15 protein-coding genes and 1 pseudogene are annotated in these 17262 nt (G+C 73.1%); 9 read left to right on the forward strand and 7 right to left on the reverse strand.

The window, feature by feature from the left end; all coding sequences use genetic code 11:
• Window positions 1-32: 32 nt before the first annotated feature.
• Together CD790_RS34810 and CD790_RS23565 are read right to left on the reverse strand one after the other, a co-directional pair.
• Window positions 33-1067, reverse strand: a complete 1035-nt coding sequence (locus tag CD790_RS34810; protein WP_186319195.1) for an LPXTG cell wall anchor domain-containing protein — start codon at window positions 1065-1067, stop codon at window positions 33-35.
• Window positions 1068-1898: 831 nt separating this feature from the next.
• Window positions 1899-2234, reverse strand: coding sequence for a chorismate mutase (locus CD790_RS23565; protein WP_144385321.1), 336 nt, complete (start codon window positions 2232-2234; stop codon window positions 1899-1901).
• A 266-nt stretch (window positions 2235-2500) separates the two neighbouring features.
• Here CD790_RS23565 and guaA point away from each other — a divergent pair, with 266 nt between their 5' ends.
• From guaA to CD790_RS23590, 5 genes and pseudogenes are all read left to right on the forward strand, one after another.
• On the forward strand, window positions 2501-4087 hold the full coding sequence (gene guaA / locus CD790_RS23570) for a glutamine-hydrolyzing GMP synthase (RefSeq protein ID WP_144385322.1): 1587 nt from the start codon (window positions 2501-2503) through the stop codon (window positions 4085-4087).
• Window positions 4088-4203: 116 nt separating this feature from the next.
• Window positions 4204-4788 carry a Uma2 family endonuclease gene (locus CD790_RS23575; protein ID WP_144385323.1) on the forward strand — a complete coding sequence of 195 codons (585 nt, stop codon included), beginning with the start codon at window positions 4204-4206 and terminating at the stop codon, window positions 4786-4788.
• A 74-nt stretch (window positions 4789-4862) separates the two neighbouring features.
• Window positions 4863-5402, forward strand: a pseudogene (locus CD790_RS23580) (class II aldolase/adducin family protein); the annotation flags it as partial.
• A 58-nt stretch (window positions 5403-5460) separates the two neighbouring features.
• Window positions 5461-6825: a hypothetical protein gene (locus tag CD790_RS23585; RefSeq protein ID WP_144385325.1), complete on the forward strand. Its 1365-nt coding sequence runs from the start codon at window positions 5461-5463 to the stop codon at window positions 6823-6825.
• A gap of 61 nt (window positions 6826-6886) precedes the next feature.
• On the forward strand, window positions 6887-7414 hold the full coding sequence (locus CD790_RS23590; protein ID WP_144385326.1) for a DoxX family protein: 528 nt from the start codon (window positions 6887-6889) through the stop codon (window positions 7412-7414).
• A gap of 114 nt (window positions 7415-7528) precedes the next feature.
• Here CD790_RS23590 and CD790_RS23595 read toward each other — a convergent pair whose 3' ends face one another.
• A complete protein-coding gene (locus CD790_RS23595) occupies window positions 7529-7741 on the reverse strand; it encodes a hypothetical protein (RefSeq protein ID WP_144385327.1) in 213 nt (70 codons plus the stop codon).
• Window positions 7738-9114 (reverse strand): PspC domain-containing protein, encoded by a 1377-nt coding sequence (locus tag CD790_RS23600; protein ID WP_144385328.1) that lies wholly within the window; start codon window positions 9112-9114, stop codon window positions 7738-7740. The genes CD790_RS23595 and CD790_RS23600 overlap by 4 nt, the downstream gene beginning before the upstream one ends.
• A gap of 168 nt (window positions 9115-9282) precedes the next feature.
• On the opposite strand from CD790_RS23600, the gene CD790_RS23605 reads away from it, so the two are divergent.
• Genes CD790_RS23605 through CD790_RS23615 form a run of 3 tightly spaced genes read left to right on the forward strand, consistent with a single transcriptional unit; the run spans window position 9283 to window position 13091 of the window.
• The gene (locus CD790_RS23605; RefSeq protein WP_260867815.1) at window positions 9283-11082 is read left to right on the forward strand and encodes a protein kinase domain-containing protein; all 1800 of its coding nucleotides are present in this window, start codon (window positions 9283-9285) and stop codon (window positions 11080-11082) included.
• 42 nt (window positions 11083-11124) lie between these two features.
• Complete coding sequence (locus CD790_RS23610) at window positions 11125-12405, forward strand: ATP-binding protein (RefSeq protein ID WP_144385330.1); 1281 nt, start codon at window positions 11125-11127, stop codon at window positions 12403-12405.
• Entirely contained in the window at window positions 12402-13091 is a 690-nt protein-coding gene (locus tag CD790_RS23615; RefSeq protein ID WP_144385331.1) for a response regulator transcription factor, read from the forward strand. Before CD790_RS23610 ends, CD790_RS23615 begins: the two co-directional genes overlap by 4 nt.
• A 96-nt stretch (window positions 13092-13187) precedes the next feature.
• Here CD790_RS23615 and CD790_RS23620 read toward each other — a convergent pair whose 3' ends face one another.
• A complete protein-coding gene (locus CD790_RS23620) occupies window positions 13188-13616 on the reverse strand; it encodes a MerR family transcriptional regulator (protein ID WP_144385332.1) in 429 nt (142 codons plus the stop codon).
• A 67-nt stretch (window positions 13617-13683) separates the two neighbouring features.
• On the opposite strand from CD790_RS23620, the gene CD790_RS23625 reads away from it, so the two are divergent.
• The gene (locus tag CD790_RS23625; protein ID WP_144385333.1) at window positions 13684-15372 is read left to right on the forward strand and encodes an MFS transporter; all 1689 of its coding nucleotides are present in this window, start codon (window positions 13684-13686) and stop codon (window positions 15370-15372) included.
• 20 nt (window positions 15373-15392) lie between these two features.
• On the opposite strand, the gene CD790_RS23630 is transcribed toward CD790_RS23625, so the two are convergent.
• Window positions 15393-16058: a lipoprotein gene (locus CD790_RS23630; RefSeq protein WP_144385334.1), complete on the reverse strand. Its 666-nt coding sequence runs from the start codon at window positions 16056-16058 to the stop codon at window positions 15393-15395.
• A gap of 85 nt (window positions 16059-16143) precedes the next feature.
• Entirely contained in the window at window positions 16144-17214 is a 1071-nt protein-coding gene (locus CD790_RS23635; protein ID WP_144385335.1) for a C40 family peptidase, read from the reverse strand.
• Window positions 17215-17262 lie beyond the last annotated feature (48 nt).

The raw sequence follows: 17262 nt of genomic DNA on the forward strand, positions 1-17262 counted from the left end.
CGGGCCGACCCGTCGGCGCGCGGCGCACTCCGTCAGGCGGAGCGGCGGCGGCGCACGCCGTAGACCGCGCCCGCGCCCAGGACGATGGCGACACCGCCGACGATGCCGAGGGTCGGCAGCGCGGAGGAGGAGCCGGTCTCGGCGAGCTCGCCGGAGACCGGCAGCTCACGCCGCTCGCCACCCTGAGGGGCGGGGCGGTTGGTGCGGTCGCTCGGCTTGCCCTCGGCCTCGTCCACATCGCCCGGCTCGCTGCCGGCGACCAGCACGTCGAACTCGTAGTCCTTGGCGTCGGAGAAGCCGCAGACGTCGTCCTCGTCGTGGTAGGCGCCGATCGCCACCGCGAAGCCGTAGCTGCCCGGCGTCTTGGCGTCGACCTTCAGCCGCAGCCTGGCGTCGGCGTACTCGCCCGGCTTGAGCTGCTCGACGGTGGCGAAGTAGCCGGCCTCCTCGTCGCTGATGGTCGTCCAGCGGCCGGCGTCCGCGTCGTACCACTGGAGCGTGAGGAAGGCCGAGACGTCGTCGAAGTCGTCCTTGGCGATCGCGCCCACGGAGGCGTACGCGTCGACGGTCTTCATCGCCTTGTCCGAGGTGTTGGTGGTGCGGAAGGTGAGGTTCACCCAGCCCGCGCCGGCCACGACCTTGCTCGGCAGACCCCGCAGCTCGGTGCTGACGGCCACCTCGTCGGTGACGTCCTCGCACACCTCGTCGTCATCGGTCGGCTCGGGGCTCGGCTCCGACGTCGGCTTGCCGGTCGGGCCGGGCGTCGTCGGCGTGGGCGCGGTGTCGGTGGGGGTGGGCGCGGTCTCCGTCGGGGTCGGCGCCGTGTCGGTGGGAGTCGGCGAGGTCTCCGTCGGAGTGGGCGTGCCCGTCTCCGTGCTGGTCGGCGTCTCGGTCGGCTCGTCGGTGGCCGTCGCGGTGTCGGTCGGCGTCGGGGTGGCGGGGCTCGACGTCTCGCTCGTCGGCGTCTCGGTCGGCGTCTCTGCGTACGCGATCGGGGCGCCGACCAGCGCGGCGGGTGCGATGGCGGCCGTCACAGCGGCGGCCGCGAGAGCGCGGCGAAGCTTCATGAAGCCCTCACTCGGGGTCCGTACGGGAAGGCCGGCGCGTTGGGGGGCGCGGTCAGGCCGTGCGTTTGCACGTACATGACCAGTGGTGGCGAGAAATGGTTGCGCGGCGGACGGAACTGCTGGGGCGTGAGGTGGATCACTGGCAGAAGGGGCCGGTGGGGCCGTTGGCGCCTGTGGTTCCAGCAGTAGGGGACGGCCTGGGAGTGAGCCGGGTGAGCGAAGGGCCCCGGGGCGCCCGCGTGCGGCGGGCGTCCACGGGGCCCTCGGCGATCAGCACCGGCGTCAGGGCAGCGCCGGTGCCGATGAGCGGCGCCGGGGGGTAGCGCCGCTGGCATGGGGCATGGCGTGAAGACGTGGTGACAGCGCGCTGTAGTGCGGTCTTGACAGTCAGCGAAGGGGGCGTTTTCGCCGGCACTGCGATGACTGCATCGTGGTGGATGCGCCACATCGGGCGCAACCGTTTCGACCGGATACGGTCGGTCCCAGGCGTCCCCGGGACCGACCGTCCTTGAGTGGTGACCGGGCTGCTGTCCCCTGCTGACCGGTCACCGCGCCGCAGCGAGGTCCCACGACGCGCGCCACCCGGATCACCGCAGGGGGGCCGCGTCTCATCGCCGCGGCGGATCTGAGCCACGCGCGGACTGTGGTGCGGACCGCTCCTGGCTGGCGCGGTCACCGGTACCAACGAGGGGTCTCCGCCGCCGGTCACGCGCCGTACGGGTGACGGAGCGGGGCGTCCCGTCACGCCGCCGCGAGCCCCGGTCGACGCGGGCCCCGCCGCCCCCGAGCACTTCCGGGCCGGGGCGGCACCTCGGACACCCCCGCCGGGCCTCAGGCGCGGCCGCGGCACAGCTCCAGCAGGGTCATCCCGAGCGCCGTGCCGTGCCGGCCCAGGCCCTCGCGGTAGCGGCCGAGGATCTCCATCTCGCGGCTCAGGCTCAGCCGCGGCCCGCCGGAGGCGATCCGGGACCGCTGGATGGCGGCCGAGACGGCCATCCGTTCCTGGATCAGCCCGATGATGCGTCGGTCGAGATCGTCGATCTCCAGCCGGGCCTCGGGCACGGAGACGGCGGCCGCCTCCCCGGCGGCGGCCTCCCCCGCGGCGGCGTCCTCGGCGGCCGGGGTGGCGGGGCGGGTGTCGCGCACGGTGGCGGTCTGCGGGCTCATGGTGTCTCTCCTGGGGTGTCTCGGCCCCGGGCGGCCCGGGTGAGCCGCAAAGACTCGGAGAAACACAGAGCGCCCCGGGCCTTTGTCGGCCCGGGGCGCCTGGGAAGTCGCTTGTCAGATGTTCAAGCAGCACGACCATGGCAGCCGGACGGGCCGGTGCCATAGGTAAAGACGGAGGTCAGCTGCGTGAACATGGCCAACAGTATGAGCCCGTTAGAATCGAAAGTCCAAACCCCATTTGCACGACCCGCCGGAAGGCCGCCGCAGTGCCCTCAGCGACCCCAGCCGCCACGCCCGACACCGTCCTGGTCGTCGACTTCGGCGCGCAGTACGCACAGCTCATCGCCCGCCGCGTCCGTGAGGCCCGGGTGTACAGCGAGATCGTCCCGTCCACCATGCCGGTGGCCGAGATGCTCGCAAAGAAGCCGAAGGCGATCATCCTCTCCGGTGGTCCCTCCTCCGTCTACGCCGAGGGTGCTCCCATCCTCGACCGCTCGATCTTCGAGGCGGGCGTGCCGATCTTCGGCATGTGCTACGGCTTCCAGTTGATGGCCACCACCCTCGGTGGCACCGTCGACAACAACGGTGCCCGTGAGTACGGCCGCACGCCGCTCACGGTGTCCAAGTCGGGCTCCACCCTCTTCGAGGGCACCCCCGTCGAGCAGTCGGTGTGGATGTCGCACGGCGACGCCTGCTCCGCCGCTCCCGAGGGCTTCACCGTCACCGCCTCCACGGACCAGGTGCCGGTCGCCGCCTTCGAGAACGACGAGCTCAAGCTCTACGGCGTGCAGTACCACCCCGAGGTGATGCACTCCACCCACGGCCAGCAGGTCCTTGAGCACTTCCTCTACCGGGGCGCCGGCATCGAGCCGAGCTGGACCACCGGCAACGTCATCGAGGAGCAGGTCTCCGCGATCCGCGCGCAGGTCGGCTCCAAGCGCGCCATCTGCGGCCTCTCCGGCGGCGTCGACTCCGCCGTGGCCGCGGCCCTCGTCCAGAAGGCCATCGGCTCCCAGCTCACCTGCGTCTACGTCGACCACGGCCTGATGCGCAAGGACGAGACCGAGCAGGTCGAGAAGGACTTCGTGGCCGCCACGGGCGTCCAGCTGAAGGTCGTCGACGCGCAGGAGCGGTTCCTCACCGCGCTCGCCGGGGTCTCCGACCCGGAGACCAAGCGGAAGATCATCGGCCGTGAGTTCATCCGCGTCTTCGAGCAGGCGCAGGCCGAGATCGTCGCCGAGGGCGCGGCCGACGGCGAAGAGGTCGCCTTCCTCGTCCAGGGCACGCTCTACCCGGACATCGTCGAGTCCGGCGGCGGCACCGGCACCGCCAACATCAAGTCGCACCACAACGTGGGCGGCCTCCCCGAGGACCTGGAGTTCGAGCTCGTCGAGCCGCTGCGCCAGCTCTTCAAGGACGAGGTCCGCATGGTCGGCCAGGAGCTCGGCCTGCCCGAGGAGATCGTCCAGCGCCAGCCCTTCCCGGGTCCGGGTCTGGGCATCCGCATCGTCGGCGAGGTCACCAAGGAGCGGCTGGACCTGCTCCGCGAGGCCGACGCGATCGCCCGCGAGGAGCTCACCGCGGCCGGCCTGGACCGTGAGATCTGGCAGTGCCCGGTGGTCCTGCTCGCCGACGTCCGCTCGGTCGGCGTCCAGGGCGACGGCCGCACCTACGGCCACCCGATCGTGCTGCGCCCCGTCTCCTCCGAGGACGCCATGACCGCCGACTGGTCGCGCCTCCCGTACGACGTGCTGTCGCGGATCTCCACTCGCATCACCAACGAGGTGGACGAGGTCAACCGCGTGGTGCTGGACATCACCAGCAAGCCGCCGGGCACCATCGAGTGGGAGTGACCTCTCACCGACCGGTCAACGCCGACGCCGTCGCTCATTCGTTTGGGCGGCGGCGTCGCCGTTTTCCGCTCGATACGCTGTGCACACGGCCGAGAATCCCGTCCATGGGAGGAACCATGACCGCTGAGATCGCGCACGCCTGGCCGATGCCGCCGCAGGACGGTTACACCGTGGACGACCTGCTGACCCTGCCCGACCTCCCGCCGCACACCGAGCTGATCGACGGGAGCCTGGTTTTCGTGAGTCCGCAGCGTTTCTTTCACACGCTGACCATGTACCTGCTGGAGAAGGGGCTGCGCGCCACCGTACCGTCCGAGCTGCGGGTCGCCCGGGAGATGACCGTGGTGATCGACAAGCGCAACGGCCCGGAGCCCGACATCTCCGTCGTGCGCGCGGAGGCGTTCCTCGACAACGACCAGACGTACTTCAAGGTGGCGGACGTCGTCCTGGCGGTGGAGGTGGTCTCACCGGACTCGGAGTCCCGTGACCGCGACACCAAGCCGCACAAGTACGCCCGGGCGGGTATCCCGCACTTCTGGCGGGTGGAGCGGGCGGGCCACAACGGGAGGCCGGTCATCCACGTTCACGAACTCGACCCGGAGAGTCGCACGTACAGGTTCACCGGCATGTACCACGACGTACTCAAGCTCTCCGTCCCCTTCGACATCGACATCGACCTCACCGAGATCGACCACCTCTAGCGGGCGCCGCCTCCGCCCCCCTGTGTTCCCGCCGTGACCGCGGGTAGCTTGCGGGGGCGGACGGACGTGGAGGGGTGCTCGTCAACGCGGAGGGTCAGGTCGTCGAGGGACGGTACCGCGTCAACCAGGCGGCGTTCGGCGTTCACTCGTACGTGCATCGGGCCCGCGCGGATGTCGTCGCCGTCGCGCACAGCCACACGGTCCACGGACGGGCGCTGTCCGCGCTGGGCGAGTCGCTCGATCCGATCACCCAGGACGTATGCGCGTTCTTCGAGGATCACGCCGCGTACGACGCCTCTTCGGGCGTGGCGGCCGACCCGGCGGAGGGGCGGGCGATCGCGGCGGCGCTCGGCCCGTACAAGGCCCTCATCCTGCGGAATCGCGGCTTGTTGACGGTCGGCGACTCGGTCGACGCGGCCGCCTGGTGGTTCATCGCGATGGAGCGCGCGTGCCAGGCGCAGCTGGCGGCGAAGGCGGCGGGCAGGCCGGTCCCGATCGACCGCCGCGGCGCCGCCCCGATCCGCGAGCAGCTCGGAAACGATCTCGCCGCGTGGATCAACTACCAGCCGCTGTACCAGGAAATCACCCGCGCCGAACCCGACCCGTTGACCTGAGGTCGGCTGTACGTGCGGCACAATTCCCTCGCGACGCACGACAGTTGGGAGAAGCCCCGTGGCGGTGGAACAGGCGCGAGACGCCACGACGGGTACGGCGGTGGACCCGCACGGCTACCCGGACCCGCGCGCGACCCCGTACGCGAAACCCGCGCACCCCCCGAGCCCTCCGCACGCCTCCGCGCACCCCGCCGGTCACGGCGAGGACTGCGGCTGCGCGCGCGGCGCCCGGGACGCCCACCGGCGGGCGGTGTCCGCCTTCGCCGAGCTGCGCGACCGGCTGGCCGACGGCCAGGGCCTGCCCGCCGCGCTGGCGCACTCCGCCGGGGCCTCCCGGCAGTGGGTCTCCGACGAGCTGCGGCAGGCGGCCCGCGGGGTCGCCGAGCGCGGCCGGGCACAGGGCGCGGCCTGGCTGGCGGCGGTGTGGAAGCGCGCGGTGGCCTGGGTCTGGGGCGTGATCGGCGTGCTGCTGCTGGTGCAGTTGGTCACCGCGCTGGTCGCCGGCGACGGCTGGTCGGTGGCACGCACGGCGGGGCTGGTGGCCTCGCTGGTGGTCGGCGTGCTGTTGACCCTCGCCGCCTGGCTGCACCGCTCGCGCGGCGGCCCGCTGGCGCCGCTGATCGGCGAGGACAACCGGCTGTCGACCTCGCGCGCGGTGGCGGTCGGTTGGGTGCTGCTGGCCGTCTTCGCCGTCCTGCTGCTCGCGGTGGAGCGCGCCGCGGACTCCCGCCGAGGCTCCGCCGCCGTCGACGGCCTCGACCTCGCCCGCTCCGCCGCCCTGCTCACCGTGGTCGCGCTGACCTGTCTGGTGGCCGTGCTGGCCCGGCTGGTGGTCGCCAACCGGGTGCGCGGGCAGCGGACGCAGAAGGTGCGGGCCGACCGCCCGCGCGCCGCCGACCTGCTCACCGATGACGCGGGCCGGGGCAGCTTCACGGACGCGCAGTACGTGGTCGTCAACGCGGCGGCGGTCGTCTTCGCCGCCGTCCTCCTCGCCCGGGAGCCACGCCGGCTGCCCGAACTGCCCTGGGCGTTGGCGGTGCTGGCCGTGGTGTCCGCGGTGACCTACCTCGCCGGGAAGTACGCCGAGGGCGGCCGGCCCACCGTGCTCTCGGTGGTCCGGGCTCGCGAGGCGGGCGACCTGGACGCGCCCATCCGCACCGGCGACGACATCGAGATCCGCGGCAGCGGCTTCGTCCCGCCCGGTGCCCAGGAGCCGGACCGGCTGGCTCAGACGGTGGTGCGGATCGGCACGGTCCACGTCCATGTGCCGCTGATCCCCGTCGCGGGCGGCTTCACCAACCCCACGGACACGGTGCTCACCGTCCCGGTGCCGGTGGACGTGGAGCCGGGCCGGGTCGAGGTGCTCGTCATCACCGCCTCGGGCGCCGAGACCAACCGCTATCCGATCGACGTCGTCGACTGAGCGTTCGCCGCCCGCCGTCCGTAAGACCGGGTGACGGCACGAGGGAAGGGCGGCGGACGGCATGGCGAAGGGAAACCGCAGGGGGCGGACGCGCGGCGCGGGCGGCGGCGCGGCGACGGTCCGTCGGGCGGTCGCCGCCCGGTACGCGCTGGTGCCGCTGCGCCTCTTCCTCGGCGTCACCTTCGTCTACGCGGGCCTCGACAAGCTCACCGCGCCCGGCTTCTTCGCGGCCACCGGCGTCGACTCCCTGGGCGCCCAGATGCTGGGCGTGCGGGACTCCGCCGCCGTGCCCTGGCTGGTGGACCTGGCGCTGAAGAGTCCGGAGGGGTTCGGCTACGCGATCGCCCTCGGTGAGCTCGCGGTCGGCCTCGGCACCCTCTTCGGCCTGCTGGCCCGCGTCGCCGCCCTCGGCGGCGCGCTGATCTCCCTCAGCCTGTGGCTCACCGTCAGCTGGCAGACCGAGCCCTACTACTACGGCAACGACCTGGCCTATCTGATGGCCTGGCTGCCGCTGGTCCTGGCGGGCGCGCCCCGGATCTCCCTGGACGCCGAGATCGCCAGACGGCGGGGGCGGCGGCTGCCCGTCTGACCCCGGGCGGGGGGCGGGCCGGCCGGCGGCACCCGCGCTGTCACCGGGCCGGTCCACCGGGCCGGTCCACCGGGCCGGCCCGGCCGCGGTCGGGCCAGCCGGTCCGCAGTCGGGTCAGCCCGTTCGCCGTCGGGCCCGTCTGCGGCGTCCCACGTAGGTGAGCCAGGTGGCCAGTCCGGCCAGGGTGAGCCCGGCCGGGAGGGCCAGGAGCGGGGCGAAGGCGGGAACGTCGAGCTCGCCGGCGGCGTCGAGGGCGTACAGCCCGGCCAGGCCCAGGAAGAGCAGGCCCGCGATGAGCTTGCCCGGCTCGAACGGGTGGGGCCTCATGCGCGGTCCACCTCCACCTGACCCAGTCCGACCTTCAGATCGAGCTCCAGGGTGCCGCGCGGTTCGCGACCGTCGGCCGGCTTCAGGGTCACCCTGGCCTCCTCGCCCGGCGCCATGTCGATATCGCCCTCGGTGTCTTCCGGGAGCGAGATGTCGCCCAGGCCCACCTCGACCTCCAGCTCCACCGTCACATCCGGCGGCACGACCACCGCCAGTCGACCCGCGCCGACCTCGGCGGTCACCGCCGCCGTCTGGCCCTTCCGCAGCCCCAGCCCGGTCAGCCGCAGGGTGCCCACGCCGGTGCCCAGTTCATACGGGGCGCGGGAGGCCGCGGCCGCGCTCGTCGGCGCCCAGGTCCTGCGCGTCCAGTCGGTCGTCACGGACTTGGGCAGGGCGGCGGCGCCCGCCAGCAGCACGCAGGTCAGCACGGCGGAGACGAAGGTGCCCGCGCCGGTGCGCCCGTACCGGGTGCTGACGAGCAGGCCCAGAGCGAAGACACCGAGCGCGGCGGCCAGCCCGATCTCCAGGGTGGTGCCGAGCGGCCGCTCGCCCCAGGTGGCGCCGATGCCGGCCGCCGCCGCCAGCAGGGCCGTCAGGAAGGTCCAGCCGCCGATCGGGACGCGCTCCCGGGGTGGGCGGGCGGGCGTCGGGACCCGCTCCCTGTCGGGCGGCCCGTACCGGCGGCCGAGGCCGGCATCGGTGGCCGGCGCGGCCGCGGGGGTCTCCGTGCCGTCGTCGGGACCCCACAGATAGCCCGTGCCGACGTGCCCCGTCGTGCCGTCCTTGACGATCGGGTCGCGCCACCAGGAGGGGCCGCCGCCGGGCGGCGGCGGGGCCAGCGTCTCGGGCGGCGCGTCCGCCACCGCCTGGGCGGTGGCGGCGTCGACGACGCCGGCGCCGCTCTCGGCCTGGCGGCGGTGGAGCGACCAGTAGCCCGCGCCGATGGTGGCGAGCGACAGCATGAGAGAGAAGGTGACGACGTTGCCGTTGTTGAGCATCGACAGGAACAGCCCACAGCCGATCAGCGCGCACAGCACCGCGGTCAGCGCCGTCCCCTCCACCCGTCCGGACAGCAGCCTGCGCCCCTCGTTCTCCTCCTCGCCGTAGAGCGGGATCAGCAGCCAGCAGAAGCCGTAGGCGATCAGGCCGAGGCCGCCCGCGACGGCGAGCACCGACAGCGCCACCCGGAAGATCACCGGGTCCATGTCGCAGTAGCGGCCGAGACCGCCGCAGACCCCGCCGACCACCTTGTGCTCGCGGCTGCGCCGCAGCGGGCCGGAGGGGGGCGGCGGGGCGGACGGGTCGCTCGCGTCGCGCGGGCCGTGCGCGCCGGGCGGCCCGGACGCGTCCGCCACGGGGTGTGCGTCGGTCATGCGGTCCATGGTGACAACCGGGGGCCCGGTGCGACACACGGGGCGACCCTGGACCTTCCCTGAGATCATCCCTGAGACGGCTGCGGCTATCTTGTTCCTTCGAACACATGCGGGGCAGGCATGTGGACGCGGGGCAACGGCGGGGCAGATGGGGCTAAGGGGTACGCGGTGTCGGAGGGTGGGCGGCTGGTCGCCGGACGCTACCGGTTGATCGAGAAGGTCGGCCGCGGGGGAATGGGCGCGGTATGGCGCGCCGAGGACGAGTTGCTCGGCCGTCAGATCGCGGTCAAACGGCTGCACGTCTCCCCGCACCTCGCCGACGACGAGCTGGCGACCCTCTACGAGCGCACCCGCCGCGAGGCGCGCAGCGCGGCCCGCATCACCCACCCCAACGTGGTCGTGGTCCACGACGTCGTCGAGGACGGCGGCCGGCCGTGCATCGTCATGGAGTACGTCCCGGGCTCGACCATGGCCGACCTCCTCAAGGGCGGCCAGACGATACCCGCGGCCGAGGCGGCCCGCATCGGACTCGCCATGGTCTCCGCGCTGCGCGCCGCGCACGCCGCCGGGGTGCTGCACCGCGACGTCAAGCCGGGCAACGTCCTGCTGGGCGCGGACAAGCGGGTGGTCCTCACCGACTTCGGCATCGCCATGGCGACCGGCACCTCCACCCTCACCAAGACCGGCGAGGTCGTCGGCTCCATCGACTACATCGCCCCCGAACGCGTCAAGGGCCGCAAGCCGGGTCCGGCCTCCGACCTGTGGGCGCTCGGCGCGACGCTCTATCAGGCGCTGGAGGGCCGCCCGCCGTTCCGCCGGGACACCGCCATGGAGACGGCGTACGCCATCGCCGTCGACCCCGTCGATCCGGTGCGCAACGCCGGCCCCCTCACCTCGCTCGTCGAGGCGCTGCTCGACAAGGACCCGGAACGGCGGCCGTCCGCGGACGCGGTGGAGCGGATGCTGCGGGTGCCGCTCTCCGACACCGACACCACCCTCTTCCCTGCGGTCTCGCTGACCCAGCCGACGGCCGCGCGGCCCGCGCCCCCGCCGGTGCGGGAGTCGGCGACCCCGGAGCCCCCCAAGGCCCCGCCCGGCCGCAACGAACCCGCCTGGGCGCGGGAGCCGGCGCGAGCGCCGGAGCCCGAGCCGGAGCCCGTCCGCGACGAACCGGCGCGGGCCCCGGAGCCGGCGCGGGCCCCGGAGCCGGCGCGGACGACGGCGACCACCCGGACGCCGGAGCCCTCGCGCACCACCGTGACCACCCCCGCCTCGGCGATCCCGTACAGCGGCGGGACCAGCCGCCGCGCCGGCATCCGCACCTTCCTGAGCGTGGTGGCGGCGGGCGTGGTCGGCGCGGCCGTGGTGACGGGGATCTACCTGGCCTCGGGCGGGGACGGCAGCGGGACGAAGGCCGAGGGGAAGAACGGGACCAAGTCCCCCACCCCGGTGAGGACGAAGCACACCGCCCCGCCGGTCCCGGAGGGGTACGTGCTCAACCGCGTGGGCGAGCTCGGCCTCTCGGTGCCCGTCCCGAAGGGCTGGACCCTGGACTCGATGAGCGGCCGGGCGGTGAACTTCGTCGATCCCACCGGTGAGGCGAGCCTGCGGATCAACGTCCTGGACTTCGCGAGCACCGACCCGGTCGGGCACTTCAAGGAGGTCGAGAAGGACCTTCGCGACAAGTACTCCTCGTACCAGCGCAAGCGGCTGCAGGAGACCAAGTTCCGGAACCAGCCCGCCGCCATATGGGAGATGGAGTTCCAGGGCGACACCCAGCGGATCAGCGCCATCGACCTCGGCTGGGGCCGGGTGGGGGAGAAGGAGTACGCGCTCTACCTCTCCGCGCCCACGGACGTGTTCGACTCGTACCGCGTCGTCTTCGACCGCGCCAAGGAGGGCCTGCGGCTCCCCGGGGACGTCGAGCCCCGCGGGGCCGGGAAGTCCTCCGGGTCCGATCAGGGGTGACCCTGATGCCGTCGGCCCGCTGACCGTGTGACGATCGGGACCATGACCACCGCCACGCCCCCCGCCCCCGAGCCGCCGCTGCGCAGGTTCTACCGCAGCGCCGAGGGCCGGATGCTCGGCGGTGTGGCGCGCGGGCTGGCCGGCCATCTGGGCCTGCCGGTCTCCTGGGTGCGGATCGCCTTCGTCGCCCTCTTCCTGGCGGAGGGTTTCGGCGCGCTGGTGTACGCGCTGTTCTGGTTCGTGGTGCCGCTGGGCGTCGGCGGCGTGGACACCGAGCGGCCGTCGCCGCTCTCGGGCGTCGCCACCGGGCCCGACGGCAGGCGCCGCCGGTTCGCCCGCAAGCCGGACAAGGGGCAACTGCTCGCGCTGCTGGCGCTGCTGGTCGGCGCCGGGATCTTCGTCGAGAGCTTCCACCTCGGTCGGGCCAACGCCTATATCTGGCCGCTGCTGTTCATCGGCGCGGGCGTCGCGCTGGTGTGGCGCCAGGCGGACAACGCGCGCCGCGCCCAGTGGGTCGAGCTCAGCCGCAGCAAGCGGGTGCTGCCGGTCGCGCGGGGCGCGGCCGGGGTGCTGCTGGTCGGTGTGGGCGTCACCGGAATCGTCGTGATGCAGGGCTCCGGCCGGCATCTGGGCGCCGTGCTCCAGGCCACCCTCGCGGTGGTCGTCGGCGTGGCGCTGCTGGCCGGCCCGTATCTGGTGCGGATGATGCGGGACCTGTCCGAGGAGCGGCTGATGCGCATCCGCGCGCAGGAGCGCGCCGAGGTCGCCGCCCACGTCCACGACTCGGTGCTGCACACGCTCACCCTCATCCAGCGCAACGCGGACGACGCCCGCGAGGTGGCCCGGCTGGCCCGTGCCCAGGAGCGGGAGCTGCGCGCCTGGCTCTACCGGCCGGAGGGCACCGGCAAGGACGAGGCGGAGCAGCCGCGGACCCTCGCGGAGGCGGTCCGGGCCACGGCCGCCGAGGTCGAGGACTACCACGGGGTGCCGATCGAGGTGGTGGTCGTCGGCGACTGCCCGCTGGACGAGAGGCTGAACGCCCAGCTCCAGGCCGCGCGCGAGGCGATGGTCAACGCGGCCAAGTACGGTGGCGACGGGGGACCGGTGCAGGTCTACGCCGAGGTCGAGGGCCGTACGGTGTTCATCTCCGTGCGGGACCGGGGGCCGGGCTTCGACCTGGAGGCGGTCCCGGACGACCGGATGGGCGTACGGGAGTCGATCGTCGGTCGGATGCAGCGCAACGGCGGCACGGCGCGCCTGCGCTCGGCGCCGGACGGGGGCACGGAAGTGGAGCTGGAGATGGAGAGGGCGGAGACGACATGACGACGACCGAGGCCGAGGGGACGCCGCGCCGGGTGCGGGTCGTGCTCGTCGACGACCACCGGATGTTCCGCACCGGCGTGCAGGCCGAGATCGGCCAGACGGACCGCACCGGGGTGGAGGTCGTCGGCGAGGCCGCCGACGTCGACCAGGCCGTCACCGTCATCAACGCCACCCGCCCCGAGGTGGTCCTGCTCGACGTCCATCTTCCGGGCGGCGGCGGGGTCGAGGTGCTGCGCCGCTCCACCGCGCTGATGGCCGACCCGAACCGCCCGGTGCGCTTCCTCGCGCTGTCCGTCTCGGACGCCGCCGACGACGTGATCGGGGTCATCCGCGGTGGCGCGCGCGGCTATGTCACCAAGACCATCACCGGCGCCGACCTCGTCGACGCCGTCTTCCGCGTCTCCGAGGGCGACGCCGTCTTCTCTCCGCGCCTGGCCGGCTTCGTCCTCGACGCCTTCGCGTCGACGGACGCCCCGCCGGTCGACGAGGACCTGGACCGGCTCACCCAGCGCGAGCGCGAGGTGCTGCGGCTCATCGCCCGCGGCTACGCCTACAAGGAGATCGCCAAGCAGCTCTTCATCTCGGTGAAGACGGTCGAGTCGCATGTCTCGGCCGTGCTGCGCAAGCTCCAGCTCTCCAACCGCCACGAGCTGACCCGGTGGGCGACGGCGCGACGCCTGGTGTGACGGCTGCGGCCGCCGACGGCGGAGATCCGCCGGTCACGGGGGCGCGTCGCCCCGTACCCGGCACGCCACAGGACCGGGGTCTGAGGGGATGGCGACTCAGGACGACGGGGCCCGCGCTGCACCGACCTCGGTGCCGACCGCCTCGTCACAGTCCAGAGCCCGGGCCGCCTCGGGAGGGACGGGCGCGGCGATGATGGTGTCCAACATCTCGCGTGCGACCCGTAGTTCCTCCATGGCGGCGCTGATCCGGTTCCGCTCCCTGACCAGGTCCAGCAGCAGGTCGGGGCAGGCGGCCGCGAGTTGCCCGCCCTCGTCGACCATGCAGGGAAGCACGTCGGCGATGGTCGCGGTGCCCAGACCCGCGGCGAGCAGTGTGCGGATGCTCCGCACCGTGTGGACATGCTCATCGGTGTACTCGCGGTACCCGCTCGGCCGTCGCAGCGGACTCAGCAGCCCCTGCTCCTCGTAGTACCGCAGGGCCCGTTCGCTGACTCCGGTCCGCTGGGACAACGCCCCGATACGCATGTGTTGACAAGCCCCCCGAAAAAGCGAGTTGACTCTGACGTCGACGTGAGGGTTTAGCTTACGCGGCATGTCAACGGAAACACCCCACACGACCCTCCCCCCACAGCTGGCCGGGCCCCGAGAATGGCTCGGGCTGGCCGTGCTCGCGCTCCCCACCCTGCTGCTCGCCATGGACGTCACCGTCCTGTACCTGGCCGTCCCGCAGATGAGCGCCGCCCTCCAGCCGGGCGGCAGCGAACTGCTCTGGATCGCCGACATCTACGGCTTTATGATCGCCGGCTTCCTGGTCACCATGGGGACGCTGGGCGACCGGATCGGCCGCAGGAGACTCCTGATGATCGGGGCGGCCGCGTTCGGCGTCGCCTCGGTGCTCGCCGCGTACTCCACCAGCCCCCAGATGCTGATCGCGGCTCGGGCGCTGCTCGGAATGGCCGGGGCGACCCTGATGCCGTCCACCCTCGCGCTGATCAGCAACATGTTCCGTGACCCGAGGCAGCGCGGCACGGCCATCGGTGTCTGGGTGACCTGCTTCTCGGCCGGTGTCGCGCTCGGACCTGTGCTGGGCGGGCTGCTGCTCCAGGCGTTCTGGTGGGGCTCGGTCTTCCTGCTGGGCGTGCCGGTGATGATCCTGCTGCTGGTGACCGCCCCGGTGCTGCTTCCCGAGTACCGCGACAACCAGGCCGGTCGACTGGACCCGACCAGCGTCGTGCTGTCCCTCGCCGCCATCCTGCCGATCATCTACGGCATCAAGGAGCTGGCCAAGGACGGCCTCGCGATGCTGCCGGTGGCCGCCCTGACCGGCGGTCTGGTAGTCGGGGTGCTGTTCGTGCGCCGGCAGTCCGGGCTGGCCAGTCCCCTTCTCGACGTCACGCTGTTCAGGAACCGTTCGTTCAGCGCCGCCCTGGTAATCCAGCTGCTCAGCATCGCCGCCATAGGCGGCGTCTACCTGTTCATCACCCAGTACACCCAACTGGTCGAGGGACTCTCGCCGCTCAAGGCCGGGCTGTGGCTGCTGCCCGCCGCCGGTGCGCTCATCCTGGCGTCCGCCCTGACCCCGGCGCTCGCCCGCAAGGTGCCCGTCGCGTACGTCATCGGTGCCTCGCTGGCGATCTCGGCGGTCGGCTACCTGATACTCACCCAGGTCGACAGCGTCTCCGGGCTGCCCGTCCTCGTGACCGGCTTCGTCATCGTCTACCTGGGCATCAGCCCCATGCTCGTGCTGGGCACCGACCTGATCGTCGGGGCGGCCCCGCCGGAGAAGGCGGGCTCGGCCGCCGCGATGTCCGAGACGAGTACCGAGTTCGGCGTCGCCCTGGGCGTCGCGGTCCTCGGCACGGTGGGCGCCGCCGTCTACCGCGACCGGATGACCGGCACCATCCCCGGCGAGGTCCCGGCACGGGACGCCGAGTCCGCTCGCGAAAGCCTGCCCGACGCCATGGCCACGGCGGACGGTCTCCCCAGCCGACTGCACGACGTCCTGCTCGACCCCGCCCGCGCCGCCTTCACCGACGGCCTGAACACCACCAGCGGCATCAGCGCCCTGCTCGTCGCCGCCCTCGCCATAGGGGCCGTATGGCTGCTGCCGCGAACCCGCCCCGACCACGCCACCACAGAGCCGAGCGGCGCCGCGGACACCGAAACCACCACGGGGAGCACTGGTGCCACGAAGGCCGAAGCCCCTGAAGCCGCCGCGAGCACCGCGCGGTTCGCAACCGCCGAGGGCCCCGCCCCCGTAGCGGCCGACTCACCCCGCTAGAACGAGGGGATCGAGGTCGCTCAGACGGCCGCCATCGTCTTCCTGGCCAGCTCGTACGCGGGCAGCATCTCCTCGTGCTCCTGGCTGTCGAAGCCGCCCAGGTGCACCACCACCCCGCCCTTGGGGGTGACGACGGCGAAGGCGCGCTCACGCTTGGGATCGTCCTCGTAGCCGGGGGCGGCGTTGAGGTAGGAGACCTCGGCGGCGGCCAGGGAGCCGGCCTTGAGCTCGCGGTACTCGGGCTTGCGGTGGTACTTGTCGTCGGCCATGAAGGACTTCAGCAGCTCCATGGGCTTGGTGCCGGTGCCGCCGTTGTCGTTGGTCCACACCCGCAGGAAGCCGATGTTCCCGGCGGGCTTGGCGTCGATCTCGCAGGCGAGCTTGACCGGGCCCTGGCTGATGAGGAAGGCGGCCGGCTCGTCCTCCTTGGGCGGCTTCACGGCCTTCGGCTTCCAGGACTCGGCGAGGGCGAACTCCACCGGGAGCGGGCAGGCCGTGCCCCTGCCGCCGACCTGACCGGCCTTCGGGGCCGCCGCCACCGCGGCGTTCTTGCCGGCCTCGCCCGCGGTGCCGCCCTTGCCGTCCTTGCCGCTTTTGTCGTCGGTCGAACCGGAGTCGGACGAGCAGCCGGTGAGAACGCCCAGCGCGAGCGCAGCGCACACCGCTGCCGGCCCGATTTTCCGCATGACTGTCCTTTGCGCACGAGGGTTCGACGAATCGTCGGTGCAGAGTACGTCATGCCCCGAGCCCTCCGAGCAGGGGTCGGGCGGCTCACACCGGCCGCGTCGCCCCCGCGAACGGCATCTGGTCGACGGGGGCGAGACGCACCGCGGAGCCGGGGCGCGGGGCGTGGATCATCTGGCCGTCGCCGACGTAGAGGCCGACATGGCTGACGCCGGAGTAGAAGAAGACCAGGTCACCGGGGACGAGCTGGTCGCGGGCGATCCGCCGGCCGGCGCTGATCTGGGTGTAGGTGGTGCGCGGCAGGGCGACCCCGGCGGAGCGCCATGCGGCCTGGGTGAGCCCCGAACAGTCGTAGCCGGCGGGGCCGGTGGCGCCCCAGACGTACGGCTTGCCCAGGGCGCCGTACGCGTAGGAGACGGCCTGCGCGGCCCGGCCGGAGGGGGCCGGGGCCGCCGCCGCGGGCCGCGCGGAGGCGGCCTGCTTCGTCGGCCCGGGCGCGGCCGCGGGCCGGGCCGGCGCGTCGGCCGCCGCGATCCGTGCCCGCTGTGCCGCCGTCAGCTGCCGTAACAGCCGTTCCGCGGCGGCCAGTTTGCCCTCGATCGTCCGCTTGTGGCGGGACAGCGCGTCACGGGAGCGCCGAAGTTCGGCGAGTCGGTCGCCGGCCTCGGCGCGGGTCTGTCGGAGGCCGCGCAGCTGGCGCGCCACGCCGGCGGCGGCCGCGGCCTGCCGGCTGCCCGCGCGGTCGGCGAGCGAGGCGCGCTCCAGGTACTGGTCGGGGTTGGAGGAGAGGGCCAGTTGTAGCTCGGGGGCGACCGAGCCGGAGCGGTACTGCGCGGTGGCGGCGGAGCCCAACGCGTCACGGGAGGCGTTGAGCCGCTCCGCCTTGCGGGCGGCCTCGTCGCGCAGCTCGTCGTAGCGGGCGCGGGCGGTGTCCGCCTTCTCCTTCGCGTCGTTGTACCGCTCGGTGGCCTCCTCGGCCTGCCGGTGGTACTCGTCGACCTTCGACTTCACCTGCGCGGGGGAGAGCCGCGGCTGGGCCTGTGCGTCGGTGTCGGCCCCCGTCACGGCGCCGGCGACCCCGGCGAGGGCCAGGGCCGCGGCGGCGTGGGCCGAACCGCCGGGGAGCAGCCGCCGTCTGGGCTTCCGATGCGAGGCCACGACGTGATCACCATCCTTCCGAGTGACGGCGGCGCCCCTACGCAGCGT

It is taken from the genome of Streptomyces sp. SAJ15 (assembly GCF_007595705.1).
GTDB lineage: Bacteria > Actinomycetota > Actinomycetes > Streptomycetales > Streptomycetaceae > Streptomyces.

Bases quoted from the DNA above. Each gene is read 5' to 3' on its own strand.
- CD790_RS34810 (WP_186319195.1), bottom strand. From the start codon at position 1,067: ATGAAGCTTCGCCGCGCTCTCGCGGCCGCCGCTGTGACGGCCGCCATC.
- CD790_RS23565 (WP_144385321.1), bottom strand. From the start codon at position 2,234: ATGAGCCCGCAGACCGCCACCGTGCGCGACACCCGCCCCGCCACCCCG.
- CD790_RS23575 (WP_144385323.1), top strand. From the start codon at position 4,204: ATGACCGCTGAGATCGCGCACGCCTGGCCGATGCCGCCGCAGGACGGT.
- CD790_RS23590 (WP_144385326.1), top strand. From the start codon at position 6,887: ATGGCGAAGGGAAACCGCAGGGGGCGGACGCGCGGCGCGGGCGGCGGC.
- CD790_RS23595 (WP_144385327.1), bottom strand. From the start codon at position 7,741: ATGAGGCCCCACCCGTTCGAGCCGGGCAAGCTCATCGCGGGCCTGCTC.
- CD790_RS23600 (WP_144385328.1), bottom strand. From the start codon at position 9,114: ATGACCGACGCACACCCCGTGGCGGACGCGTCCGGGCCGCCCGGCGCG.
- CD790_RS23610 (WP_144385330.1), top strand. From the start codon at position 11,125: ATGACCACCGCCACGCCCCCCGCCCCCGAGCCGCCGCTGCGCAGGTTC.
- CD790_RS23615 (WP_144385331.1), top strand. From the start codon at position 12,402: ATGACGACGACCGAGGCCGAGGGGACGCCGCGCCGGGTGCGGGTCGTG.
- CD790_RS23620 (WP_144385332.1), bottom strand. From the start codon at position 13,616: ATGCGTATCGGGGCGTTGTCCCAGCGGACCGGAGTCAGCGAACGGGCC.
- CD790_RS23625 (WP_144385333.1), top strand. From the start codon at position 13,684: ATGTCAACGGAAACACCCCACACGACCCTCCCCCCACAGCTGGCCGGG.
- CD790_RS23630 (WP_144385334.1), bottom strand. From the start codon at position 16,058: ATGCGGAAAATCGGGCCGGCAGCGGTGTGCGCTGCGCTCGCGCTGGGC.